This window comes from Lacinutrix sp. 5H-3-7-4 (assembly GCF_000211855.2).
Lineage (GTDB): Bacteria > Bacteroidota > Bacteroidia > Flavobacteriales > Flavobacteriaceae > Lacinutrix.
The window spans coordinates 608,064-632,646 of sequence record NC_015638.1 but is presented as its reverse complement, the minus strand read 5'-3'; the positions used below and the strand labels follow the sequence as shown (position 1 = coordinate 632,646).

The 24,583-nt window shown below is 31.2% G+C and carries 21 protein-coding genes; 11 read left to right on the top strand and 10 right to left on the bottom strand.

The genetic code is table 11. The annotated features are described in order from the left end of the window. Positions 1–23 precede the first annotated feature (23 nt). Entirely contained in the window at positions 24–938 is a 915-nt protein-coding gene (locus LACAL_RS02915; protein ID WP_013869204.1) for a GYDIA family GHMP kinase, read from the bottom strand. After that, a complete protein-coding gene (locus tag LACAL_RS02910) occupies positions 938–2,236 on the bottom strand; it encodes a hydroxymethylglutaryl-CoA reductase, degradative (RefSeq protein ID WP_013869203.1) in 1,299 nt (432 codons plus the stop codon). Before LACAL_RS02910 ends, LACAL_RS02915 begins: the two co-directional genes overlap by 1 nt. A 147-nt stretch (positions 2,237–2,383) precedes the next feature. Here LACAL_RS02910 and LACAL_RS02905 point away from each other — a divergent pair, with 147 nt between their 5' ends. From LACAL_RS02905 to LACAL_RS02890, 4 genes are all read left to right on the top strand, one after another. Beyond that, positions 2,384–4,573 carry a S9 family peptidase gene (locus LACAL_RS02905; protein WP_013869202.1) on the top strand — a complete coding sequence of 730 codons (2,190 nt, stop codon included), beginning with the start codon at positions 2,384–2,386 and terminating at the stop codon, positions 4,571–4,573. Positions 4,574–4,629: 56 nt separating this feature from the next. Then, positions 4,630–6,219 carry a peptide MFS transporter gene (locus tag LACAL_RS02900; RefSeq protein ID WP_013869201.1) on the top strand — a complete coding sequence of 530 codons (1,590 nt, stop codon included), beginning with the start codon at positions 4,630–4,632 and terminating at the stop codon, positions 6,217–6,219. A gap of 35 nt (positions 6,220–6,254) precedes the next feature. Further along, positions 6,255–7,829 (top strand): peptide MFS transporter, encoded by a 1,575-nt coding sequence (locus LACAL_RS02895; RefSeq protein ID WP_013869200.1) that lies wholly within the window; start codon positions 6,255–6,257, stop codon positions 7,827–7,829. 108 nt (positions 7,830–7,937) lie between these two features. Continuing rightward, positions 7,938–8,489, top strand: a complete 552-nt coding sequence (locus tag LACAL_RS02890) for a thioredoxin fold domain-containing protein (protein WP_013869199.1) — start codon at positions 7,938–7,940, stop codon at positions 8,487–8,489. Positions 8,490–8,494: 5 nt separating this feature from the next. Here the strand turns inward: LACAL_RS02890 and LACAL_RS02885 are convergent, their stop codons facing one another. Genes LACAL_RS02885 through surE form a run of 5 tightly spaced genes read right to left on the bottom strand, consistent with a single transcriptional unit; the run spans position 8,495 to position 13,320 of the window. Next, the gene (locus LACAL_RS02885; protein WP_041301679.1) at positions 8,495–10,513 is read right to left on the bottom strand and encodes a ComEC/Rec2 family competence protein; all 2,019 of its coding nucleotides are present in this window, start codon (positions 10,511–10,513) and stop codon (positions 8,495–8,497) included. 25 nt (positions 10,514–10,538) lie between these two features. After that, on the bottom strand, positions 10,539–11,096 hold the full coding sequence (locus tag LACAL_RS02880) for a C40 family peptidase (RefSeq protein ID WP_013869197.1): 558 nt from the start codon (positions 11,094–11,096) through the stop codon (positions 10,539–10,541). After that, on the bottom strand, positions 11,097–12,218 hold the full coding sequence (lpxB, locus tag LACAL_RS02875) for a lipid-A-disaccharide synthase (RefSeq protein WP_013869196.1): 1,122 nt from the start codon (positions 12,216–12,218) through the stop codon (positions 11,097–11,099). Between the two features lie 45 nt (positions 12,219–12,263). Continuing rightward, positions 12,264–12,551, bottom strand: coding sequence for a hypothetical protein (locus LACAL_RS02870; RefSeq protein ID WP_013869195.1), 288 nt, complete (start codon positions 12,549–12,551; stop codon positions 12,264–12,266). Further along, positions 12,544–13,320 carry a 5'/3'-nucleotidase SurE gene (gene surE / locus LACAL_RS02865; RefSeq protein WP_013869194.1) on the bottom strand — a complete coding sequence of 259 codons (777 nt, stop codon included), beginning with the start codon at positions 13,318–13,320 and terminating at the stop codon, positions 12,544–12,546. Before surE ends, LACAL_RS02870 begins: the two co-directional genes overlap by 8 nt. A gap of 167 nt (positions 13,321–13,487) precedes the next feature. On the opposite strand from surE, the gene LACAL_RS02860 reads away from it, so the two are divergent. Both LACAL_RS02860 and LACAL_RS02855 read left to right on the top strand, forming a co-directional pair. Continuing rightward, positions 13,488–15,629 (top strand): carboxy terminal-processing peptidase, encoded by a 2,142-nt coding sequence (locus LACAL_RS02860; protein WP_013869193.1) that lies wholly within the window; start codon positions 13,488–13,490, stop codon positions 15,627–15,629. A gap of 6 nt (positions 15,630–15,635) precedes the next feature. After that, the gene (locus LACAL_RS02855; protein ID WP_013869192.1) at positions 15,636–16,724 is read left to right on the top strand and encodes an ABC transporter permease; all 1,089 of its coding nucleotides are present in this window, start codon (positions 15,636–15,638) and stop codon (positions 16,722–16,724) included. A 6-nt stretch (positions 16,725–16,730) separates the two neighbouring features. On the opposite strand, the gene LACAL_RS02850 is transcribed toward LACAL_RS02855, so the two are convergent. From LACAL_RS02850 to LACAL_RS02840, 3 genes are all read right to left on the bottom strand, one after another. Further along, a complete protein-coding gene (locus LACAL_RS02850) occupies positions 16,731–17,597 on the bottom strand; it encodes an RluA family pseudouridine synthase (RefSeq protein WP_013869191.1) in 867 nt (288 codons plus the stop codon). 5 nt (positions 17,598–17,602) lie between these two features. Further along, positions 17,603–18,223: a ribosome biogenesis GTP-binding protein YihA/YsxC gene (gene yihA / locus LACAL_RS02845; RefSeq protein ID WP_013869190.1), complete on the bottom strand. Its 621-nt coding sequence runs from the start codon at positions 18,221–18,223 to the stop codon at positions 17,603–17,605. 120 nt (positions 18,224–18,343) lie between these two features. Then, the gene (locus LACAL_RS02840; protein WP_013869189.1) at positions 18,344–19,108 is read right to left on the bottom strand and encodes an alpha/beta fold hydrolase; all 765 of its coding nucleotides are present in this window, start codon (positions 19,106–19,108) and stop codon (positions 18,344–18,346) included. 296 nt (positions 19,109–19,404) lie between these two features. Here LACAL_RS02840 and mraZ point away from each other — a divergent pair, with 296 nt between their 5' ends. From mraZ to LACAL_RS02815, 5 genes are read left to right on the top strand one after another with little or no spacing between them, the layout of a single operon-like run. Beyond that, positions 19,405–19,875, top strand: coding sequence for a division/cell wall cluster transcriptional repressor MraZ (mraZ, locus tag LACAL_RS02835; protein WP_013869188.1), 471 nt, complete (start codon positions 19,405–19,407; stop codon positions 19,873–19,875). After that, positions 19,862–20,758, top strand: coding sequence for a 16S rRNA (cytosine(1402)-N(4))-methyltransferase RsmH (gene rsmH / locus LACAL_RS02830; RefSeq protein WP_041301676.1), 897 nt, complete (start codon positions 19,862–19,864; stop codon positions 20,756–20,758). Before mraZ ends, rsmH begins: the two co-directional genes overlap by 14 nt. Next, positions 20,759–21,082 carry an FtsL-like putative cell division protein gene (locus LACAL_RS02825; protein ID WP_013869186.1) on the top strand — a complete coding sequence of 108 codons (324 nt, stop codon included), beginning with the start codon at positions 20,759–20,761 and terminating at the stop codon, positions 21,080–21,082. 60 nt (positions 21,083–21,142) lie between these two features. After that, positions 21,143–23,092: a penicillin-binding protein gene (locus LACAL_RS02820; RefSeq protein WP_049791456.1), complete on the top strand. Its 1,950-nt coding sequence runs from the start codon at positions 21,143–21,145 to the stop codon at positions 23,090–23,092. Next, positions 23,089–24,552: a UDP-N-acetylmuramoyl-L-alanyl-D-glutamate--2,6-diaminopimelate ligase gene (locus tag LACAL_RS02815; protein ID WP_013869184.1), complete on the top strand. Its 1,464-nt coding sequence runs from the start codon at positions 23,089–23,091 to the stop codon at positions 24,550–24,552. The genes LACAL_RS02820 and LACAL_RS02815 overlap by 4 nt, the downstream gene beginning before the upstream one ends. The last annotated feature ends 31 nt before the right edge of the window (positions 24,553–24,583 follow it).

Sequence of the window (24,583 nt, the reverse complement as noted above, 5' to 3'; positions counted from 1 at the left end):
GTAAAAATTAAATAATTATTGGCTTATAAAACCATGTCTTTATAATCTAGAATAGTAGTGTAACCTTTGTTTTTAAAATAAGATTTCACATAATCTTTTTCTCCAGTAGCAAGTACAAAATCACCATTCCAGCCACCCAAACTTTTAATTTCATTTTTAAAATCTTTAAATAAACGAGTTTTAATTGGTGTTTGTTTAGTAATAGTACCAATTAAATTTTCATGTTCGCTTATTAGAGTTTCAAAAGTTTTAAGAGTATCACAGTTTAAAACCTTATTACTTATAGCATTAATTTTTTCAATAGTAGATGCGCTATTACTTTTATTGTTATTATATGTTTTAATAGAGTCTCTGCTATTTTGTTTTCGGTTTAAATGAACAAAAAACAAATTATTTTCAAAGCTTTTATTAAAACTAATGCGTTCTATTTTCGGTTTATTATCAATTATTGAATAAGCTATTGCCGTATCGTTTTTGGCACAAGCAATATCGTAACCACTACCTCCAAAAGTAGCGTTAGACAAATTAAAAGCATCAACTAAAGCCCATTGCGCTATGTTGTTTAATAGTGTTGACGATGAGCCTAATCCCCAATCATTAGGAAACTCTAATTTAGCAATAGCTTCAAAACCATTATTCTCACTTAAAAACATAGGGTTTAATTGCTTTGCAGCAGTTAAAACTTCTAAAAGCTTTAAAGCTATTGTCTCATTATTTGTTTTATTTAAATTTATAGTACCATGCCCAAGAGTATAGTTTGCCTCAAACCAAATATTGTTTTTATAATCAAAACTCTGCCATAATAATTTAGATTGGTTTATAGATTCGATCTCTAAACTCTGGCCAAATTTAGTAGGTAGAGCTAATGCTTTAGCACCATCTAAAACAACATATTCTGCTGTTAGTAATAATTTTCCATGACTATAAAAGCGCTTCATTATTGTCTTAGTTTTTCAATTTGAGAAACAACAGCGCTATGTGTTACTGTATTTGTTTTAAAATGGTTTATAATATTTTCCTTTTCGGTTTTAGTAGCATCAAATTGGTTTAAAATATTCATAAGGTGCATTTTCATGTGTCCTTCTTGTATTCCAGTAGTTGTTAGAGAGCGTAAAGCAGCGAAGTTTTGTGCTAAACCTGCAACAGCTACAATTTGCATAAGTTCCTTTGCAGTAGGGTTTCCTAATATATTTAATGCTACTTTTACTAATGGGTGTAAACTAGTTAAGCCACCAACAGTTCCTAATGCTAATGGGATTTCTATCCAAAAAGAAAATATACCATCTTCAATTTTAGCATGTGTTAAACTAGTGTATTTTCCGTTTTTCGATGCATAAGCATGGACGCCAGCTTCTACTGCTCTAAAGTCGTTTCCTGTCGCTAAAACTACAGCATCAATACCATTCATAATTCCTTTATTATGCGTTACTGCACGATAAGGTTCTACTTCTGCAATTGTAACGGCTTGTGCAAATTTATTGGCAAATGTTTCTGGATCAATACCTTTATCTGCTAATGCTTCTATTTTACAAGATACTTCAGCTCTAACTAAACATTCTGGAACATAATTAGATAAAATACTCATAACAATATCTATGTCGTTATCTAATTGTATTTCAGCTTCAGCTTTAAATGTTTTTGCAAATTGTTCTAAACAAGAGTTTATAAAATTTGCGCCCATAGCATCTAGTGTCTCAAATGTAGCGTGTATTTGGTAATAGTTATCAAGGTCGTTGGTTTTTGTACGCAGTTCTATGTCTAGAATTCCACCACCACGTTTTTCCATATTAGCAGTAATACTTTTAGTATCTGCTATTAGTTTTGGCTTCACAGTATTAAAAAACGCTTGAAGCATTTTTTCTTCTCCAGAGTACATAAAATGAACTTGCCCAATTTTTGTAGTAGAAATTACTGTGGTTTTAAATCCACCACGTTCCATCCAAAATTTTGCCGCTTTACTTGCTGCAGCAACTACAGAGCTTTCTTCAATAGCCATTGGTATGGCATATGTTTTACCATTAATTACAAAGTTTGGTGCAACACCAAGTGGTAAGTAATAGTTTGAAATTGTGTTTTCAATAAACTCATCATGAAGTTGTTGTAACTTTTGATTGCTATTAAAATATTGAGTAATTGTGTCTTTTGCGGTTGTTGAATTTGAAAGGTAATTGGAAACAATCCAATCTATTTTTTCAGTCTTGGTTAATTTTGAAAAACCAGAAATTGATGTGCTCATTTAATATACTATTATTTTACAAAGATAGTATTATCAAAATCATATTCACTAAGGATATCATGCAAAGCATATTTAACTGTTAATAAATACGGTTTTTTGCTTTATTTTTAGTAAACTTGACATTATTTTATTAAAAAATTATACTTGATGAACTTATATAAGTTTTTAGCAATTTTTTGCTTCCTTACAACTACTTTAACAACAGCACAAAACAAAGAGATTACATTAAAAGATATCTGGAGTAATGGTACTTTTAGAACCGAAAGATTAGACGCTTTACACTCTATGAATAACGGTCAACAATACTCCGTATTAAATTTTGACAGATCTACAGGTGCAACTACAATAGATATTTACGACTACAAAACTTTAAAAAAGGTAAAAACGTTAGTAGATTCTAAAACGTTAGATGGTATTAGAAATTTTTCAGACTACACTTTTAGTGATGACGAAACACAAGTTTTATTAGCAACCAATCAAGAGTCTATTTTTAGGCGCTCTACTTTAGCTAATTATTATGTGTATAACACAAAAACAAAAGAGTTAACAGCAGTAGCTAGTGATAAAATTCAAGAGCCAACGTTTTCTCCAAATGGAGAAATGGTAGCTTATGGCTTAAATAATAACCTTTACATTAAAGATTTAATCTCACAAGAAACAACTCAATTAACCTTTGATGGTGAGAAAAACAAGATTATTAATGGTATAACAGATTGGGTTTACGAAGAAGAATTTGGCTTTGTTCGTGCTTTCGAGTGGAATGCAAATAGCAGTAAAATAGCATTTATAAGGTTTGATGAGACTAATGTGCCAGAATTTTCAATGGATGTTTATGGAAATAATTTATACCAAACACAAACGGTTTTTAAATACCCAAAAGCAGGAGAGAAAAATGCAATAGTGTCTTTACATATTTACACTTTAGAAAATAATAAAGCTGAAGAAGTTAAAGTAGGTAAAACCTATAATGATTTTTATATACCAAGAATAAAATGGACTAATGCCGAAGATTTTTTAACTGCGCATTATATGAATCGCCACCAAAATGAATTAGATCTTTGGTCAATAGATACAGAAACTAATGAAGCCTATTTAATAGTCGAAGAAAAAGATAAAGCATACATAGATGTAACAGATAATTTAACCTTTTTAAAAGATAAAAGCTTTATATGGACAAGTGAGAAAGATGGTTACAACCATATTTACCACTATACTAAAAAAGGAAAGTTAATAAACCAAGTAACAAAAGGAAATTGGGAAGTAACCAGTTATTATGGTTATAATCCTAAAAATGATAGAATTTATTATCAATCTGTAGAAAATGGTTCTATAAATAGAGATGTTTATTCTATAAAATTAAATGGTACAGATAAAAAAAGACTAACCACTGCTACAGGTACAAACAATGCAGATTTTAGTGCAGATTTCACATACTTTATCAATACATTTTCTAACGCATCAACACCACCAAAATATACATTAAATAGCGCAAAAGATGGTAGCGTAATAAAAGTTATAAAAGATAACAGTAGCACATTACAAACAGTTTCTCAATTTAATATCTCTAAAAAAGAATTTAGTACAATTAAAGTAAACGGTAACGATTTAAATATGTGGCTTATTAAGCCAGCAAATTTTGATGCCTCTAAACAATATCCATTATTTATGTATCAGTACTCTGGACCAGGTTCACAGTCTGTTGCAAACCGCTGGAATGGTGCAAATGATTACTGGTACCAAATGTTAGCACAAAAAGGATATGTAATAGCATGTGTTGATGGACGCGGAACAGGATTAAAAGGTGCAGACTTTAAAAAAGTAACACAAAAAGAATTAGGTAAGTTTGAAGTTCAAGACCAAATTGAAGCAGCAAAACTACTAGGGCAAAGAGATTATATAGATGCTTCTAGAATTGGAATATGGGGATGGAGTTATGGTGGTTTTATGTCTAGTAATGCACTATTTAAAGGTAACGATGTGTTTAAAATGGCTATTGCAGTTGCACCAGTAACAAGTTGGAGATTTTACGACTCTATATATACAGAGCGTTACATGACTACGCCACAAGAAAACGCAAGTGGTTATGATGATAATTCGCCAATAAATCACGTAGATAAATTAAAAGGAGATTTTCTTTTAATTCATGGTACAGGAGATGATAATGTGCATGTGCAAAACACAATGCGAATGATTGAAGCATTAATTCAAGCAGATAAGCAATTCGAGTGGATGATTTATCCAGATAAAAATCATGGTATTTATGGCGGTAATACGCGTAAACATTTATATCAAAAAATGACAAATTTTATTGATCGTACTTTAGGAGATAAATTATAATTTAACTTAGAGATTTATTAAAATTAAATAGATAATAACTAACTAAAATAATAAATATGGAATTAAAATATGGAGGTTCAGTAGAGAACCAAAAAACAGTATTAGGGCATCCATCAGGGTTGTTTGTATTATTTTTTACAGAAATGTGGGAGCGTTTTTCTTACTACGGTATGCGAGCGCTATTAGTACTGTTTTTAGTTTCTACACTTATAGATGGTGGTTGGGGATGGACTAGTGCAGATGCATTAGTACTTTATGGTTGGTATACAGGATTAGTATATTTAACACCTATAATTGGTGGTTTTATTGCAGATAAGTTTATAGGATATAGAAACGCAGTAGTGCTTGGTGCATTAATAATGACGCTTGGGCATGCATCAATGGCTTTAGAAGGTTTAACTTCAGTTTTCTTTTATGTTGGTTTAGCTGGTTTAATTATAGGTAACGGGTTTTTTAAACCAAATATATCTTCTATGGTTGGTCAATTGTATAAATCACAAGGAAAAGAAAAAGATGGTGGTTATACAATTTTTTACATGGGAATTAATGCTGGTGCATTTTTAGGTATTCTTCTATGTGGTTATATAGGAGAAAAAATTGGATGGCATTACGGTTTTGGTCTTGCTGGAGTTTTTATGTTCTTAGGCATGTTACAATTTTATTTTACTCAAAAAATATTTGGTAAAATTGGCTTGTCTCCAAAACAAACTGAAGATTTTGATGATGTAATTGAAGATGGTGTAGAAAAAATTGGTGATGATATTGAAGAAGCTATTGAAGTAGCAGAAAGCTCTAAAGTAGTAAGAGATAGAATGGTTGTTATTGGAGTATTTTCATTATTTGTAGTGTTCTTTTGGTGGGCATTTGAGCAAGCAGGTGGTTCTATGACTATTTTTGCTAAAGATTATACAGATAGGGCTTTAGTAGGTAATGCGGCATTAACATTTAAAATTATAAATACAATTATAACAGTTGTTCCAATGCTTGTTATTACTTGGGTATTAGCAATGTTATTTAAACAAACATTTAAAAAGTTTGCTTTAGCAAATATGCTTCTTGGATTAAGTTTCGTTATTATTTGGGCTATTGTTATCTGGATGCTAGCTAGAGAATTTCAAGCAGATGCAACAGAAGTTCCTGCGTCTTGGTTTTCAGTTTTAAATTCGTTATTTATTATCTTATTTGCGCCATTATTCTCTAAGTTATGGGAAAGCAAATTAAACCCTTCAGGTCCAATTAAATTTGCTATAGGTTTATTGTTAGTAGGTTTAGGTTTTGGTGTCTTAGCTTATGGAGCTGCAGGTATACCAGAAGGTGCTAAAACAGCATCTGTAAGTTTAATGTTTTTAGTTGGCGCTTATTTCTTGCACACTATGGGAGAACTTTGTGTTTCTCCAGTTGGGTTATCTTATGTTAGTAAATTAGCTCCAGTGAAGTTTGTAAGTTTAATGTTTGGTATTTGGTTTACAGCTAACTTTTTCGCAAACTTATTAGGTGGATTTACAGGTAGTTATATAGAGCCAATTTCTGAAGAATATGGTTTATCAATATTCTTTTTAATATTTACTATAATTCCAATTGCAGCAGCAGTTATAATGGTAATACTAAACCCAATGCTTAAAAGAAAAATGCATGGAATTGAGTAAAATTGAATTTTAAAAAACTAAACTAAATTATAAATATGAGTACTACTAACTTTAGATTTGAAGGTTCAGAAATGAATCGGAAATTATTAATGGGACATCCATCTGGATTATTTGTCCTATTTTTCACAGAAATGTGGGAGCGTTTTTCTTATTATGGAATGCGTGCCATATTAGTTTTATTTTTAACCTCTGCAATTATTGATGGAGGTTGGGGATGGAGTAGAGAAGATGCTTTAGGTCTTTATGGTACCTATACAATGCTTGTTTACTTTTCACCAATTATTGGTGGTTTTTTGGCCGATAAGTTTTTAGGTTACAGAAAAGCCGTAGCAATAGGCGCTTTAGTAATGACTCTTGGTCATGCGGCTATGGCATTCGATACACCATGGAGCCTTTACTTAGGGATAGGACTTTTAGTAGCAGGAAATGGTTTGTTCAAGCCAAATATTACTTCAATTATAAATGGTGTATATGTAAATGCTCAAGATAAAAAAGACGGTGCATTTACTATCTTTTATATGGGAGTAAATGCTGGAGCTTTCTTAGGTATACTTTTATGTGGTTATATAGGAGAAACTGTTGGATGGCACTATGGTTTTGGGTTAGCCGGTATCTTTATGTTCTTAGGGATGATTCAATTTTGGTTAGCACAAAATATCTTTGGAAAAATTGGTTTATCACCATCAGCAACTTTAGATTATGTAGACGCTATACCTAATAGCGATGAAGATGAAATTAAAACCGAAGCTGTTCCCGCAAATGTGCAAAGAGATCGTTATATCGTAGTTGGAATTTTAGCTTTTTTTACTATTTTCTTTTGGGCTGCTTTTGAACAAGCAGGTGGTTCTATGACAATTTTTGCTTCAGATTATACAGATCGTGTTTTAGAAGGAGGTTCAGCTAATGTATTTAGAATTGCAAATACACTTTTAACTGTAGTGCCACTAGTAATCATAACTTATGTACTTTTTCAATTATTTAAAATTACATTTAGTAAATATAAAATATCAAATTTAGCCTTAGGTTTAAGTTTTACAATTATATGGGCTATCGTAATTTGGATGTTGAAAAATCAATTCACACAAGAATCTGCAGAGATTCCAGCATCTTGGTTTGGAATTTTAAATTCATTTTATATAATTGCCTTTGCGCCATTAGTGTCTAAAATATGGGAGAGTAAATATAATCCCTCAGCAACAGTAAAGTTTGGAATGGGACTAATACTATTAGGTATTGGATTTGGAATATTAGCATATGGTTCTGCAGCAATACCGCAAGGAGCAAAAACAGCATCTGTTAGTATTGTTTGGTTAATTTTAGCTTATTTATTCCATACTTTAGGAGAGCTGTCATTATCTCCAGTAGGCTTATCTTATGTTAGTAAATTAGTGCCAGCAGCAAAAATAGGTTTAATGTTTGGGCTTTGGTATATTGCTATTGGTCTTGGGAATAAAGCAGCAGGATCTATGGGAGGAATGATTGATAAAATTACTGCAGAGTATGATATGAGTACATTCTTTCTAATCTTTACAATAGTGCCTATTGTTGCAGGATTAATTGTTATGTCTTTAACACCAATTGTTAAAAAACTAATGCACGGTGTAAAATAAATTATAGCATTAATATAAATTTTAACAAAACGCCTCATTAGAGGCGTTTTGTATTTTTGTAACTTTGGAACACTATTTGCGACTGTTTAAAAAAAATAAACCTATAAAATGAAAAAATATATATTCTTAGCAGTATTTACTGTATTTACTTCATTAACTATTGCTGCACAAGAAATTAATTGGATAACACTTGAAGAAGCTGTAGAACTTCAAAAAAAGAATCCTAAAAAAATTATGATGGATATGTACACCTCTTGGTGTGGACCTTGTAAAATGTTAGATCGTAATACATTTGCTAATAAAGATGTAGCAGCTTATGTAAACAAACATTATTATGCTGTAAAGTTTAATGCAGAAGGTAACGATAATGTAACGTTTAAAGGTAAAGCTTTTGGTAACCCAAATTACGATCCTGCAAAAGCTAAACGTAGAAATTCTGGTCACGAATTAGCACGTTATTTTAATATTAGATCGTACCCAACAATTGTGTTTTTAGATGAAAAAGCAGATTTCATCGCACCAATAATTGGTTATAAAAAACCACAACAATTAGAATTATATCTTAAAATGTTTAAAAAAGATGAGCATATAGATATGGATACTCAAGAAAAATTTAATGCTTACTTTAAAAAATTTGAACCAGCATTTAGTCAAATTTAAAAGCATCATTTAATTATAAAAGCTCCCTTTTTACCAGTATAGTGAAAAGGGATTTTTTGTTTTCTACAAGTTTGTTCCCATCTAGAAATGTACGATTTGTAATTGCTACCATCAGCAATAATTACCTTAGGTTTTATAGAGTCTATAACACGTTTTAAATTAAGTTTTGGAGATTGTGTAAGCAAAATATAATCTGGTTTAAAATGCATTGTTTTATAAACCGATAAGCTATCTATTATCAATATCAATTTATTATTACTAGCTAAGATAGAAGGTAGCTTCTCCTGGTAAATTGTTTTTATATTATACCCAACTTTGTAATCGTTTAAATTATAAAATTGATTTAAACTATCTAAGTTTGAAAACACTTCTAGTTTTTTATTTGTTTTTTTTCCAACAACAGTAAATCTACTTTTATGAAACACAGTAAGCTCGTTTGAACTGTTGTAGTATTTAGTAGTAAAATAAGTAGCCTGAAGCACTAAAACAGCAACTAATGCAATTTGCAACCTTCTACTATTTTGTTTTATAGCAAATTGAACAATTGCTACAATAAGTAAATAAGCAGCAATCACTTTTATGGCCGAAAAAGAAATGTCTTTAAATAAAAAACTTTCTTGTAATGCTAGCCACTCCATAAGCTTATTCATGGCAGATATTATACCGCTAAAAACATCTACTAAAAATTGAGGTAAAATATTTAATAATGCTAAAATTATAACCAAAATACCTATACCCAAAATAATACCTAAAAAGGGGATTATTACAATATTAGCTACAAAAAATAAGCCTGGAAATTGATGGAAGTAATACAAACTTATAGGTAAAACACCACATTGTGCAGCAACGCCAACAGTGCCAAAATCCCAAATTTTATTAAGTATATAATTTTTAGGTTGCCATAATTTTTTTAGTCTCGGTTGTATAGCGACAATAGCAATTACAGCGAGATAACTAAGTTGAAAACCAACATCAAATAAAAATAAAGGCCTAAATAGTAGTAATATAAAAATAGAAATAGCAAGTGTATTGTAAATATTAGTTGGGCGTTTTAAATGCATACCAATTGCAATGATGCTAAACATGGTAACAGCCCGAGTAACCGATGCTGTTAAACCTGCGATAATAGCAAAGCACCACATGATAATAACTAAACAGATTATAGTGGCAATTTTACCATGCTTTAAGCGTTTTAAAGGCTTAAAAAATATAGTGAGTAAGTATAGAATTAAAGCGACATGTAAACCAGAAACAGCAAGAATATGCACAGCACCAGCATCTGTATAATTATTATAGATATCTTTACTTAAGCCTTGTCTTTGGCCTAAAATAAGCGCGTTAATTATGGCTAAAACATCATTCTCAAAATCATAATTTTGTAGTTTATTATTAATATGATTTCTAAAAGTGTCTGCATAACCATAAATAGTATGTTTATTATCGCTTACACGGAAAAGCCTTTTAGGATTCACGTATAATTGTTGGTAAACATATTGTTTAGCTAAATAACTTTTGTAATTAAATTGATACGGATTAATAACACCAGTAATATTCTGAAATTTTTTTGAAGTAATAAAAATTTCATCAACCTTAAAAGTTGAATTTAAACTATCTCTAGAGACATTAAGCAAAGCTTTACCAGAGACATTAGTAGAATCAATTTTTAAAACATCGACAATATATTTATTGTTATATTTTCCAGGTTTTAAAGTACTCTTTATTCTAAATGTAATTTGTTCACTTGTAGAAGTATAATTTAAATAATGATCATCGTGTCGTTTTTCTTCATGAAAATTTGTTGTTAAAACACCAATTGATATCATTGTTAAAAGACTAAAACAACCAAACCAAATAGAGTTTGTTTTTTTTAATTTAAGATGTAAATATAAAATTGAAGTTATTAGAATTAAAACACTTGATGCATGTAAAGATAATGCTGTAGGAATTTTTATAAAAAATGCAATTAATATTCCTAAAACAAGACAAGTTGTTAATTTTATAATAGTGAAGTTAAGCAGTCTCACTGCTTCAAGGTAGTAAAAAAAAATCTTACAATACACGTCTTGCTTGTACAAAAGCAAAATACCAATATTTTTCAGAAAGTTTTGAGGTTAAAACACCACGACTTGTTGTTGAGTGTATAAACTCCACATTTCCAGGAGATGTGTAGGTTACCAAGCCAACATGATTAACCTTTCTGTTGTTTTTTTGAGTAGCAAAAAAAAGTAAATCTCCTTCACGAACTTCTTTTAAATCTATCCAATCTCCAGTTTTAGCCATTGCACTAGAAACTCGAGGTAAAGCAATATCTTCTTCTTTAAAAGCAGTGTAAATTAAACCAGAACAATCCATGCCTTTTTTGGTTGTACCACCATATTTATATCGTGTACCTTTAAATTTTTCAGCATTTTTAATAATAGTTTCAGCAATTATTGGTGCTGCAGGAATATTTTTTTTTAATGGAATTTCTCTAGCTGTAGTACTATTTTGGGTTGTAGTTTTACTAGTGCGTGTTCTAGATTTTTTTGTTACAACTCTTGTGTTTTTAGAGCTTCCGCAAGAAAATAAAAAAATAATAAGTAAAAGTATTAAAGCGTTTTTTAGCATTTAAGCATCAATGTTTATAGCATTATAAATTAATTTAGCAGTGTTTTCGCTTGCGCCTTTTCCTCCTAAATCTTTTTCTAAATCGTAGTAATTAATAAAAAACTTAGTACGCTCATACGTATCAAGTATTTTATTTAATTCGGTTTTTAATTTTTTAGTATTAAAGTCGTCTTGAATTAATTCTGTAACAGCTTCCTTGTCTAATATTAAATTTACTAATGATATGTACTCTAGGTTAACAACACGTTTGCCTATTTGGTACGATATCCAATTTCCTTTATAGCAAACAACTTGTGGTACTTTAAATAAAGCGGTTTCTAATGTTGCTGTTCCAGAGGTAACCAAAGCAGCAGAAGAGACACTAAGTAAATCATAAGTTTTATTACTTAAAAAGTGAACGTTAGCTTCTTTAATAAATTGTTTATAGAATTCAAAATCTTGACTTGGTGCGCCACCAATTACAAATTGATACTCAGGGTAATCATTAACAACGCTAAGCATAACGGTTAGCATTTTTGTAATTTCTTGTTTTCTACTTCCAGGAAGTAATGCTATAATGGGTTTTGTAGATAAACCATGGGTTTTTCTAAATTCAAATTCATCAACCTGTTTTCTGTCTGCAATAGCATCAATTAATGGGTGACCAACAAAATGAACAGGAAAATTATGTTTGTCTTCGTAAAATTGTTTTTCAAACGGTAAGATTACATACATTTGATCAACGTCTCTTTTAATATCTTTAATTCGGCCTTCTTTCCAAGCCCAGATTTGAGGAGAAATATAATAATGGTTTTTAAATCCTTTTTCTTTTGCCCATTTTGCAATACGCAAATTAAAACCTGGATAATCAATATAAATAATTACATCTGGATTGTAAGTTTCAATATCTTGTTTACAAAAAGATAGGTTTTTAGTAATGGTTCTTAAATTCATTACAACCTCTATAAAACCCATAAAAGCAAGGTCGCGGTAATGTTTTACCATGGTGCCGCCAACAGCTTGCATAAGGTCGCCACCCCAAAATCTAAAATCGGCATTACTATCTTCTTGAAGTAAGGCTTTCATTAAATTAGAAGCGTGTAAATCGCCTGATGCTTCACCAGAAATAATATAGTATTTCATGAGTTTGTTTTTTTTGTAGTCACAGTCGCCTTAAATAGGCTTTTATTAAAACTTATTTACTATAAATATTATTGCTATTATAATTATTGCTAATAAAACGCCTTTGGCATAATCTTCCATCTTCTTATTTAAAAAATAATAAAATAAAGGAAGATTTAATAAAACACCAATACTTGCGCGTTTTCCTAAAACACTTGTCGATAGGATTTTATTTATTATAACTTGTGATGATAAATCTAATTGCAACCCTATGATTAAAGTGTAAATAGAAATCCCAATAAAGGTAGTAAGTAATCCTAAAATAAAGCCAATTATAATTGCTTTTTTATTCATTAAAATTCCAGGTATTTAGTTGTTGTATGGCATGATGTGCTGTTAAATCAAATTGAACAGGAACTAACGATATGTAGTTGTTTTCCAAAGCCCATTCGTCTGTATCTTCACCTTTATCGTAATTTACAAATTCACCAGTTAACCAATAGTAATCTTTACCTTGTGGTGTTTTGCGTTTATCGAATTTTTCTTCCCAATTCGCTTTTGCTTGACGACAAACTTTGATGCCTTTAATATCTTTTTTTTCTACATTAGGAATGTTTACGTTTAAAACTACACCTTCTATTAAACCTTCTCTTAAAACATTTTTAGCAATTTGTTTTATATAGCTTTCCGAAGCTTCAAAATTTGCATTCCAGCTATAATCTAATAATGAAAATCCAATAGATGGTATGCCTTCAATTCCAGCTTCAATAGCAGCACTCATTGTTCCAGAGTAAATAACGTTTATTGCAGAGTTGCTTCCATGATTTATACCAGAAACAACAAGGTCTGGACGTCTATCTAAAATTTCATTTATAGCAATTTTAACACAATCTGCAGGAGTTCCAGAGCAACTGTAAGCATTGTAATCTCCACTTTCTATGTGTATTTTTTCAATATGTAACGTAGCGTCTAGAGTGATAGCGTGTCCCATCCCACTTTGTGGACTATCTGGAGCAACAACCACTACATCTCCAATGGTTTTCATAACTTTTACTAAGGTACGAATTCCAGGAGCAGTTATGCCATCGTCATTAGTAACTAATATTAGAGGTTTTTTATTCATTAAGCCTTTATTTACGTGCTAAAATACATAATTTCTAAAGTAAATAAAGATTTTAAGTGGTTTAACAAAAAATTAGGTGAGCATAAAATTGTTGGCACGGTTTTTTCTTTTATTTTAGTGAAAATTTTACCTTAGATATTAAGGTAATTATAAGATAAGACAGCAATATGAAAAGGAAATATAATATTTTAATACTAGTACTTTTACTAGCGTTTGGCTCTTGTAGTTTTACATCAAAAGTTAATAACGATCCTAATAAAGACAAACTTCTTGTTCAAATTATAACTTTAGCTTTAGAGCAATTACACTTTCAACCTAAAGATTTTAATGATGAGTTTTCTAAAGATGTTTTTAATACTTATTTAAATAGAATAGACCCATTAAAACGTTTTTTCTTAAAATCTGATATTGAAGAGTTTGAAGAGTTTAAAACAGAAATCGATAATCAACTATTAGAATACGATGTTGCTTTTTTTAACCTTACAAATGAACGTTTGGTGCAACGAATGGCTGAAGCAAAAAGTTATTATAAAGAAGTTTTAAATAAACCTTTTGATTTTAATAAAAACGAAGAAATTAATACGGATTATGAAAACATTGAATACGTTAAAAACAAAAGACAATTAAAAGAACGTTGGAGACAATTATTAAAGTTTAGTACAATTTCTAATTACGATGAGTTAATAACATCTCAAGAAAGAGATACAGTTGCCGTAAATGGTGAAGCAGTAAAAGAGAAAAAGTCGCTTAAGGAATTAGAGGCAGAAGCTCGTGGAGAAACACTTAAAAACCTTGACGCATATTATACAGATTATATTGAGGATATGGAGCGTAAAGATTGGTTCTCAATGTATGTTAATGCAATTGTAGAAGAGTTTGATCCACATACATCATACTTAGCGCCAACAGACAAAGACCGTTTCGACCAGCAAATTTCTGGTAAATTAGAAGGTATTGGTGCTAGATTACAAAAAAGAATGGACTACATTAAAATTGTAGAAGTAATTTCAGGAGGTCCAGCATGGCGAGGTCAACAAGTAGATGTTGGAGATGTTATTCTAAAAGTACGTCAAGAAAAAGAAAAAGCAGCAGTTAGTATTGTTGGTATGCGAATAGATGATGCTATCAAACTTATAAAAGGACCAAAAGGAACCAATGTGTTTTTAACAATGAAGAAGGTTGATGGTACAATAAAAGAAATTAAAATAACAAGAGACTTAGTTGAGTTAGAAGAAACATATGCAAAATCATCAACAGTAGAAAAAAATAATAAAAAATACGGTTTTATAAACCTTCCTAAATTTTATATAGATTTTGAAGATTATGGAAAACGTAACGCCGCTTCAGATATTAGACAAGAAATTGAAAGATTAAAAGATCAAGGTATTGAAGGTTTAGTTTTAGATTTAAGAAATAATGGTGGTGGTTCTTTAAAAACGGTGGTAGATATCGCTGGTTTATTTATAAAAGATGGACCAATTGTACAAGTTCGATCTACAAACCAGCCAAAAGAAGTGCTTGAAGATGAAGACAAATCTATAGTTTGGGATGGGCCATTAGTAATTATGGTAAATGAGCTTTCTGCCTCTGCATCAGAGATTTTAGCAGCTGCAATGCAGGATTATAAACGTGCTATTATTATAGGAAGTAAACAAACTTACGGTAAAGGAACAGTACAAAATATTCTAGATTTAAATAGAATGGTGCGTAATAGTTCTCATGGTGATTTAGGAGCAATAAAAATTACACGTCAAAAATTTTATAGAATAAATGGTGGGTCAACACAATTAGAAGGAGTTAAAAGTGATGTTGTAGTACCAGACCGTTACAGTTTTGTAGATATTGGTGAACGCGATCAAGATAATCCTTTAGAATGGGATAAAATTGATGCTGTAAAATACGACTACTGGAACAGTTATTTTGATTATGAAACAACAATTAGTAATAGTAAAGCTAGAATGGCAAACAATCCTCAATTAGCATTAATTGAAAAAAATGCAAAATGGATTAAAGAACAAATGGATGACGATACTTATTCTCTAAATTATAATACCTATAAAGCAGAGCAAAAAGCAGACGAGAAAAAGGCCAAAGAATTCGATCCAATAAATGAGTATAAAACAAACCTAACATTTGAGTCTTTACCTTACGAGATTGCTATGTTTGAAAAAGATACTGTTTTAAAAGAAAAACGTACGCGTTGGCATAAAAGTTTAACAAAAGATGTTTATGTTGAAGAAGCATTAAACGTTTTAGACGATTTAAAAATGACCTACGAAATTAAGAAAGTAGCCACGGTAAAAGATTAATAAACAATGAGTAAAAATACCAACTCATTAACACAATTAGCGCTCCAAAAGTTCAAAAAGAATTTTTGGGGCGTTTTAAGTTTTTGGTTTATTGTACTAGTAGGTCTTGTAGCTATTTTTGCATATGTCTTTGCGCCAGATAATTCTCAGTACGCAAATCAAATGCATGTTTCAATACATTCAAAATCACCTGGATTTGAGGTGGAAATATTGTCTTTGCCATCTCAAATTAAAAGTGATCAAAATAGTTTTAACAAGATGTTCTTTGGGAAAATTAATACAGTAACAGAAGTTCCTTTACAAGAATATAATATCAATAATCAAACTATAAACTATATTGAGTATGCTTCAGATGGTTTAAAAGGAATAGAAAAAACATATAAAGTAGAAGAAGGAAAAAATCCTGAATCATTAATTACAAATAAAACCTTCTATCTAGGTACAGATAAATATGGACGTGACTTACTAAGTAGAGTTCTAGTAGGTGCGCGCATTTCTTTTTTTATTGGTTTTGTAGCAGTTTTTATCTCATTAATTATTGGTGTTTTTATGGGAAGTGTGGCAGGCTATTTTGGCGGAAAGATAGATGCTATTATTATGTGGGTTATAAATGTTACTTGGTCTATTCCTACATTATTATTAGTAATAGCAATTACATTAGCTTTGGGAAAAGGGTTTTGGCAAGTATTTATAGCAGTTGGCTTAACAATGTGGGTAGAAGTTGCTAGAGTAGTGCGTGGTCAAATAATATCTGCAAAACAATTGCAATATGTTACTGCTGCAAGAGCATTAGGGTTTGGGGATTTTAGAATCATTACAAAGCATATTCTGCCAAATATCATGGCGCCAGTTATTGTAATATGTGCAGCAAATTTTGCAGCTGCTATATTAATTGAAAGTGGTTTAAGTTTTTTAGGTATTGGTGCACAGCCGCCAATGGCAAGTTGGGGAGCAATGATAAAAGATCATTATAATTACATAATACTTGGTAAACCATATTTAGCTATAATTCCAGGCTTGTGTATAATGTTTTTGGTAATGGCTTTTATGCTTATTGGTAATGCGTTACGCGACGCTTTAGATGTTAAAAGTTAAAACATCTTATTGTTTGGTTTCAAAAATCTTTTTGAATTTTTTTGGTAATTCGTCTTCTATTTCTATTATTTTTTTTGAAAAAGGATGAGTAAATTTTAGTTTGTAAGCGTGTAAATACAAACCTTTTCCTTTTAGTATTAAAGATGGTATACCGTATTCTCTATCTCCTAAAATAGGATTTTTTAAACTTGAAAGGTGAATACGTAACTGGTGTTTTCGTCCTGTTTTGGGTTGTAGCTTGACTAAATTTAATTTTTCAAATCTTTTAGAATCAACACTGTTTTCAACTAGATAATGAGTAATTGATATTTTATTTTCTATAGGAGTTTTTATAATGCCTTGTGTCTGCATATTGCCTATAGTAATAGCATAGTATGTTTTCTCTATGGTTTTGGTTTCAAATAGTTTATTTAAAAACCTTATACTGGTGTTTGTTTTGCCAACTAAAAGCAGTCCGCTAGTCGGGTAGTCTAACCTGTGAACAGGCTGTGGTAAAGTAGCATCCTTAAGCTGGCTTGGTTTTAAGTTTTGTGGTAATGCATTTGTAATGGTTTTAAAGCTATTACCACTTACTAAAATACCAGCAGGTTTTTTTATTATAGCTAAGTACTCATCCTCATATATAACGTCTAGCTTTAGTTTAAGCTTTGTTTTAAAAGTTTTTTTTACAGGAATGTTAAGCTTAATTATTTCTTCTCCTTTTATAAATGTAGCGCTTGTTGCAGGAATATTATTTACAGTTAAAAGGTTTTTTTTTAGTGCTTTTTTTAAAGCAGATTTAGTGGGAATTAAATTAAAAATACCAACACCGTAATCTTGAAGTCTTATGGGTTTTGAAAGTTTAGGAACAATATGAATCTCTTCTTGATTCATAATAATTAAATTACACCGTCGTCTTTACTAATCATATTTTTATTAAGCTCACCAATAAAATTTAAAACATCATCTTTACCAATATCTTTAGAGCTAGATGTAATAAAATGTTGAGGCATTTCTTCCCAGGTTTCAAGCATGATTTTTCTGTAATCCTCAACATGCCTTGTAATAGCATTAGGTTTAAGCTTATCTGCTTTTGTGAAAATAATACAAAACGGAATGCCGCCTTCACCTAAATACTGCATAAACTCAAGATCTATAGGTTGTGGTTTATGCCTAATATCTACTAAAACAAAAGCGCAAACAAGTTGTTCGCGTTGCTCAAAATACTTAGTTATAAATTTCTGAAATACCTTTTTTGTACTTTTTGAAACTCTTGCATAGCCATAACCAGGTAAATCAACCAGGTACCATTCCTTATTAATAATAAAATGATTTATTAATTGTGTTTTTCCTGGGCGTCCAGAGGTTTTTGCTAAACTTTTTCTGCTGGTAAGCATATTTATTAAAGAAGATTTACCAACATTACTTCTGCCAATAAAAGCATATTCTGGTAACATATCTTTTGGACATTTAGAAACTTCAGAATTACTTATAACAAACTCGGCAGACTTTATTTTCATGGTATTTACGTTTCCTAAAAAGCGGAAATCTTTTTTAATTAATACTACAGGCAAAGGTAACTACATAAGTGTAAGTAGCCAAGATAATATATGTAAAAGGATTTAATTGTACAGTGGTTCTTAAAAAGAACGCGCTTTAAACCAATCGTGTAGAATTTCGTTAAATCGTGTTGGATGCTCCATCATAGCAGCATGCCCACATTTATCAATCCAAAATAAATCTGAATCTGGAAGTAAATTATGAAATTCATCTGCAACATCTGGAGGTGTAACGGTATCGTTTTTTCCCCAAATAATACAAGTAGGAATATTCATTTTTGGTAGGTCCTTTGCCATATTATGTCTAATTGCACTTTTTGCAATGGCTAAGGTTTTTATGAGTTTGTTTCTGTCGTTAACCGTTTCGTAAACTTCATCAACAATTTCTTTAGTAGCAACAGCAGGATCATAAAAAACCTCTTGTGCTTTTTTCTTTATAACTTCGTAATCACCACGTTTAGTGTAACCGCCGCCCATTGCGCTTTCGTATAAACCAGAGCTTCCCGTTATTATTAAAGCTTTTACTTTTTCAGGGTTTAGTTTTGTAAAGTATAGACCTATATGGCCACCAAGTGAGTTTCCTAAAATAATAACTTCTTTAAAACCTTTATAAGCAACGAAATCTTCTAAGTATTTTGCAAAAGCCTTCACATTTGTCTTGATTAAAGACATAGAGTAAATTGGCAACTCTGGAATGATAACTTTAAAGCCTTCCTTGCTAAAATAATTAATCACAGCATCAAAGTTACTCAAGCCACCCATTAAGCCGTGTAATACAATTATTGGCGTGCCTTCACCAGCTTCAATGTATTTGTATTTTTCTTCAGTTTTAAGCGTATGCGCCATGCAATTTTAATCATTCAGTTAAAAGCAAATATAGGTATTTCAAATAAAAAATAACAGTAATCTTAATTTACTTCACAAGTAAAAATCAAATCTATATAGTAACACCTGTTGATTATTATTTTTTTGATGCTTCAAGCGGTTGAGAGTGATGAGTTTATATGGTTTTTTAGGTGCTCGATGTCGAGTGTAAGCATGTAATGGTCGATAACTTATTAACAATGTGGTAAAAAGTGGTAAAAAGTGGTAAAAAATTCAATATATTTGAATTCTATACGTTGTAATACAAAAAAATCATAGTGAATTCATTAATAGGGACATACGAATGCAAAGCAGATGCAAAAGGAAGGTTAATGCTTCCTGCTGCGCTTAAAAAGCAGTTGTCTCCGGTTTTACAAAATGGTTTTGTTATAAAAAGAGGTGTTTTTCAACAGTGTTTAGAATTGTATCCAATGGCTGAATGGGAAGCTTTAATGCAGAAAGTAAATAAGCTTAATCGTTTTAAGAAAAAAAATAACGATTTCATTCGCAGATTTACAGCAGGAGTAAAAATAGTAGAAGTGGATGCAAGTGGTAGGTTGTTGGTACCTAAAGATTTAACTGTATTTGCGGGTATTGTAAAAAATGTTGTAGTCTCATCGGCAGTTAATATTGTTGAAATATGGGATAAAGATAAATATGAACAAGCTATTGATGACGCAGCTTTAGATTTTGCAGATTTAGCTGAAGAAGTAATGGGACAAGACGATGATGGAGATGGAATATCATAATCCGGTATTATTAAACGAAACTGTAGATGGTTTAGATATTAAGCCAAATGGAGTTTATGTAGATGTTACTTTTGGTGGCGGCGGCCATAGTAAAGAAATTTTAAAACGTCTTGGTGAGCATGGTAAATTGTTTGCTTTTGATCAAGATGCAGATGCGCTTGAAAATAAAATAGATGACCCGAGATTTACACTTATTCATGAAAATTTTAGATATATAAAAAGATTTTTAAGATTTCATGGTGTTAAAGAGGTAGATGGGATTTTGGCGGATTTTGGTGTGTCTTCACATCAATTTGATGTTGCCGAGCGTGGGTTTTCTACTCGTTTTGCAGCCGATTTAGATATGCGAATGAATCAAAAAAATGATTTGTCTGCATTTCATGTTGTGAATGAATATGATGAGGAGCAGATAAAGCAGGTGTTATTGCAATATGGAGAGTTGCGCGCAGCACCAGCAATGGCAAGGTTGATTGTAGATTATCGTAAAAACGAAGTGATTAAAACAAGCGACCAATTAAAAACAATTTTAAAAAAGTTTTTATCGCCAAAGCATGAAAATAAAATATTAGCCCAAATTTATCAGGCTATTAGAATAGAGGTGAATCAAGAAATAGAAGCTTTAAAAGAGTTTTTATCTCAAACTCCAGAGATTTTAAAACCTAACGGAAGGTTAAGTTTAATAAGTTACCATTCATTAGAAGATAGATTGGTAAAGCGTTTTATAAGAAATGGATTATTTGAAGGTGAGCCAGAAAGAGATGTTTTTGGCAGATTTGAAGTGCCTTTAAAAAAGGTAGGGAAGTTAATAATTCCTTCGGCAGAAGAAATAAAAATAAATAATAGAGCAAGAAGTGCAAAGCTTCGTATTGCAGAAAAAATATAAATGAAAAAAAATATCTATAGCATATTGCGAGGGACGTTTTTGGTTAATGAAGACTCTTTTAAGAATTGGAGAATGATTCTCTTTATTTCTGTTTTAGCTATAGTTATGATTGCGAGCTCGCATAGTGCAGATAAAAAAGTACATGAAATAGCACGCTTAAGTAATGAAGCAAAAGAGCTGCGCTCTGCATTTATAGATGGCAGAGGAAGACTAATGGAGTTGAAAAAAGAATCTGTTGTCTCGGCAAAAATGAAAGAAAAAGGTCTAAAGACATCAGAGGTTCCACCTCAAAAAATAATTGTAAAACCACAACAAAGGGATTAAGTTATCGTGGCAGTAAACGAAACGAACATATTAAACCGATTGTATTTTGTAGCTGGATGTATGTTCATCTTCGGCATTGCTGTGGTTGTAAAATTATTAACCATACAATATGTTAATGGTGATAAGTATCGTGATCTTGCAGAGAAAAGAACAGTAGAGAATAAAATCATTCCAGCGAACAGAGGTAATGTGTATTCTGTTAATGGAAATCTGTTAGCTACTTCAATTCCTAAATACGATATTAGAATAGATACAAAAACACCAAAAAAGAAAATTTGGCAAGAAAATATTGGTCCGTTATGTGATTCTTTATCTAAGTACTCAGGACGTTCAGCAAGTTATTACAGAGAAAATTTAAGAAAAGCAAGAGCAAAACAAAACAGGTACTATTTGTTGGCTAGAGATATAGGATATTCAGATTATTTAAGGATACGCAATTTTCCAATGTTAAAATTTGGAGCTTTTAAAGGCGGTTTAATAGTTGAGCAAACAACAAAGCGAGAACATCCAATGGGAGGAATATCTATGAGAACCATAGGTTATGAGCGTACAGATGAAGATGGAAATGTTACTAGAGCTGGTTTAGATGGTGCGTTTGGAGAGAAGTACTTAAAAGGAAAAGATGGGCAGCGATTAAAGCAAAAAATAGGAAAAGGACAGTGGAAGCCTATTGTAGATTATAATCAAGTAGAACCGCAAGATGGATACGACATTTATACAACTATAAACGTTAATATTCAAGATATAGCACACCATTCATTATTAGAACAATTAGAAAAATATGATGCTGAACATGGTTGTGTTGTTGTAATGGAAGTTAAAACTGGAGAGATTAGGGCGATATCTAATTTAGGAAAAGCTAAATCTGGAAAATATTACGAAAAACGAAACTACGCTGTATGGGAGTCTCATGAGCCAGGATCAACATTTAAACTAATGGCAATAATGGCTGCGTTAGAAGATAAATTGGTGGATACTTCAACCGTAGTAGATACCAAGAACGGGTATAAAACATTTTACGGTAGAGGTATTACAGATACTCGTGGTTATGGAAAAATCTCTGTGGGTAAGGCTTTTGAGAAATCGTCAAACATAGGTTTAGCAACAATTGTAGATAATAATTATTCTAAAAAACCTAATAAGTTTATAGATAGGTTAAAGCAATGGAGGCTTCATGAGAATTTAAACCTGCCAATAGTTGGAGAGGGAAACCCAGTAATACCACAGCCTGGAGATAAAATATGGAGTAGAAACGCCTTGCCTTCAATGGCATATGGTTATAATTTACAGTTAACACCGTTACAAACATTAACCTTTTATAATGCTGTAGCTAATAATGGAGAAATGCTTAAACCGCGTTTTTTACGTCAGGTAAAAGAATTAGATAGAGAAATAGAATCTTTTAAAAAAGAAGTTCGTGTTAAAAAAATAGCTTCAGATGAAACAATAAAAAAAGCACAAAAACTTCTAGAGAATGTTGTGGAGTATGGTACAGGAAGTAGGATGTATTCAGAATATTTCTCTATGGCAGGAAAAACAGGTACTGCAAGAACAGATTATGGGAACTTTGAAGAATGGAAAAAAGACAAAAAATATGTGTCTTCTTTTGCTGGGTATTTTCCAGTAGAAAACCCAAAGTATTCATGCATTGTTGTAATACATAAACCTAGTACTAAAGTGGGTTATTATGGAGCAGATGTTACTGGTCCTGTTTTTAAACGTATAGCGCAAAAAATATTTACAGATACTCCAATTATTGACGAGATAGAGTCTTTAGAGGTTAAAAATGCTTCTGTAGATAAAGAGTTTCAAGGTTATTACCAAACAGCAAATAAGTATTTAACAATCATGCCTAATGTTGTGGGTTTGCCAATAATGGATGCTATTGCACTTTGTGAAAACTTAGGTTTAAAAGTTAAAATTAAAGGTAGTGGCTTTGTATCATCGCAATCAATTCCAAAAGGAAGAAAAGTAAAAAGAAATCAAACTATAGTTTTAGAATTATCGTGACATCATTAATAGACATATTATATAAAGTAACTATCAATGCAGTAGTTGGTACCACAAACGTGTATGTGAGAAATATTCATTTTAACTCGCGTAGCGTTGCTGTAAACGATTTGTTTGTGGCAATTAAAGGAAGTGTTGTAGATGGTCACGATTATATAGAGAATGCAATAAAGCAAGGAGCAATTGCTGTGGTTTGTGAGTATTTACCAAAAACTTTAAAAGAAGGTATTAGTTATATAGTTGTTGAAGACTCTAGTATTGCTTTAGCAATAATGGCTTCAAATTATTATGGCAATCCATCTTCTAATTTAAAATTAGTGGGAGTTACTGGAACAAATGGTAAAACGACTATAGCATCACTGTTGTTTCAATTATTTAAAAAGGCAGGATATAAAGTTGGCTTGCTTTCAACGGTAGTAATAAAAGTAGATAATAAGGACTATAAAGCTACGCATACAACGCCAGATTCTCTAACTATAAATCGCTATTTAAGTGAGATGAATAACGAAGGTGTTGAGTTTTGTTTTATGGAGGTGAGCTCGCATGGTATTCATCAAAAAAGAACTCAAGGTCTTGATTTTGCAGGTGGTATTTTTACAAATTTATCACATGATCATTTAGATTATCATGAAACGTTTGCAGAGTATCGCGATGTTAAAAAATCCTTTTTCGATAATTTAAGTAGTAGTGCTTTTGCATTAACAAATGCCGATGATAAAAACGGAGCAATTATGCTTCAAAACACAAAGGCGAAGCAGTATAAATACGGTTTAAAAAATTATGCAAATTATAAAGCTCAAATACTAGAAAACTCATTTAGTGGCATGTTGTTAAAAATTAACGATAGCGATGTGTGGACAAGGTTAATAGGTGGTTTTAATGCTTCAAACGTATTGGCTATATACGCCACTGCTGAATTATTAGGATTAGAAAAAACCGAGATTTTAAGACTCATAAGCGAGCTAGAAAGTGTAAGTGGGAGATTTCAATATTTAATTTCTGAAGAAAATATTACAGCGATTGTAGATTATGCACATACGCCAGATGCTTTAAAAAATGTGTTGGAAACCATTAATAGTATTCGCACCAAAAATGAAGAATTAATAACTGTTATTGGTTGTGGTGGAGATAGAGATGCTACAAAAAGACCAAAAATGGGACACATTGCTTCAGCGTTAAGCACAAAAGCCATTTTTACAAGTGATAACCCAAGAACAGAAGTGCCTGAGTTAATTATTGAAGATATTGAGAAAGGTGTAGAACCTCAAAATTTTAAAAAAACCTTATCAATTGTAGATAGAAAACAAGCTATAAAAACAGCTTGTCAATTAGCAAATGCTGGTGATATTATTTTAATAGCAGGAAAAGGGCATGAGACTTATCAAGAAATAAATGGTGAGCGAACAGATTTTGACGATTTTAAAATAGTTAAAAATTTATTAAAACAATTACAAAAATAAACCTTGTTGTTCTATGCTTGATGTGGAACTA

Bases quoted from the DNA above. Each gene is read 5' to 3' on its own strand.
- LACAL_RS02915 (WP_013869204.1), bottom strand. From the start codon at position 938: ATGAAGCGCTTTTATAGTCATGGAAAATTATTACTAACAGCAGAATAT.
- LACAL_RS02910 (WP_013869203.1), bottom strand. From the start codon at position 2,236: ATGAGCACATCAATTTCTGGTTTTTCAAAATTAACCAAGACTGAAAAA.
- LACAL_RS02905 (WP_013869202.1), top strand. From the start codon at position 2,384: ATGAACTTATATAAGTTTTTAGCAATTTTTTGCTTCCTTACAACTACT.
- LACAL_RS02900 (WP_013869201.1), top strand. From the start codon at position 4,630: ATGGAATTAAAATATGGAGGTTCAGTAGAGAACCAAAAAACAGTATTA.
- LACAL_RS02895 (WP_013869200.1), top strand. From the start codon at position 6,255: ATGAGTACTACTAACTTTAGATTTGAAGGTTCAGAAATGAATCGGAAA.
- LACAL_RS02890 (WP_013869199.1), top strand. From the start codon at position 7,938: ATGAAAAAATATATATTCTTAGCAGTATTTACTGTATTTACTTCATTA.
- LACAL_RS02880 (WP_013869197.1), bottom strand. From the start codon at position 11,096: ATGCTAAAAAACGCTTTAATACTTTTACTTATTATTTTTTTATTTTCT.
- lpxB (WP_013869196.1), bottom strand. From the start codon at position 12,218: ATGAAATACTATATTATTTCTGGTGAAGCATCAGGCGATTTACACGCT.
- LACAL_RS02870 (WP_013869195.1), bottom strand. From the start codon at position 12,551: ATGAATAAAAAAGCAATTATAATTGGCTTTATTTTAGGATTACTTACT.
- surE (WP_013869194.1), bottom strand. From the start codon at position 13,320: ATGAATAAAAAACCTCTAATATTAGTTACTAATGACGATGGCATAACT.
- LACAL_RS02860 (WP_013869193.1), top strand. From the start codon at position 13,488: ATGAAAAGGAAATATAATATTTTAATACTAGTACTTTTACTAGCGTTT.
- LACAL_RS02855 (WP_013869192.1), top strand. From the start codon at position 15,636: ATGAGTAAAAATACCAACTCATTAACACAATTAGCGCTCCAAAAGTTC.
- LACAL_RS02850 (WP_013869191.1), bottom strand. From the start codon at position 17,597: ATGAATCAAGAAGAGATTCATATTGTTCCTAAACTTTCAAAACCCATA.
- yihA (WP_013869190.1), bottom strand. From the start codon at position 18,223: ATGAAAATAAAGTCTGCCGAGTTTGTTATAAGTAATTCTGAAGTTTCT.
- LACAL_RS02840 (WP_013869189.1), bottom strand. From the start codon at position 19,108: ATGGCGCATACGCTTAAAACTGAAGAAAAATACAAATACATTGAAGCT.
- rsmH (WP_041301676.1), top strand. From the start codon at position 19,862: ATGGAATATCATAATCCGGTATTATTAAACGAAACTGTAGATGGTTTA.
- LACAL_RS02825 (WP_013869186.1), top strand. From the start codon at position 20,759: ATGAAAAAAAATATCTATAGCATATTGCGAGGGACGTTTTTGGTTAAT.
- LACAL_RS02820 (WP_049791456.1), top strand. From the start codon at position 21,143: ATGTTCATCTTCGGCATTGCTGTGGTTGTAAAATTATTAACCATACAA.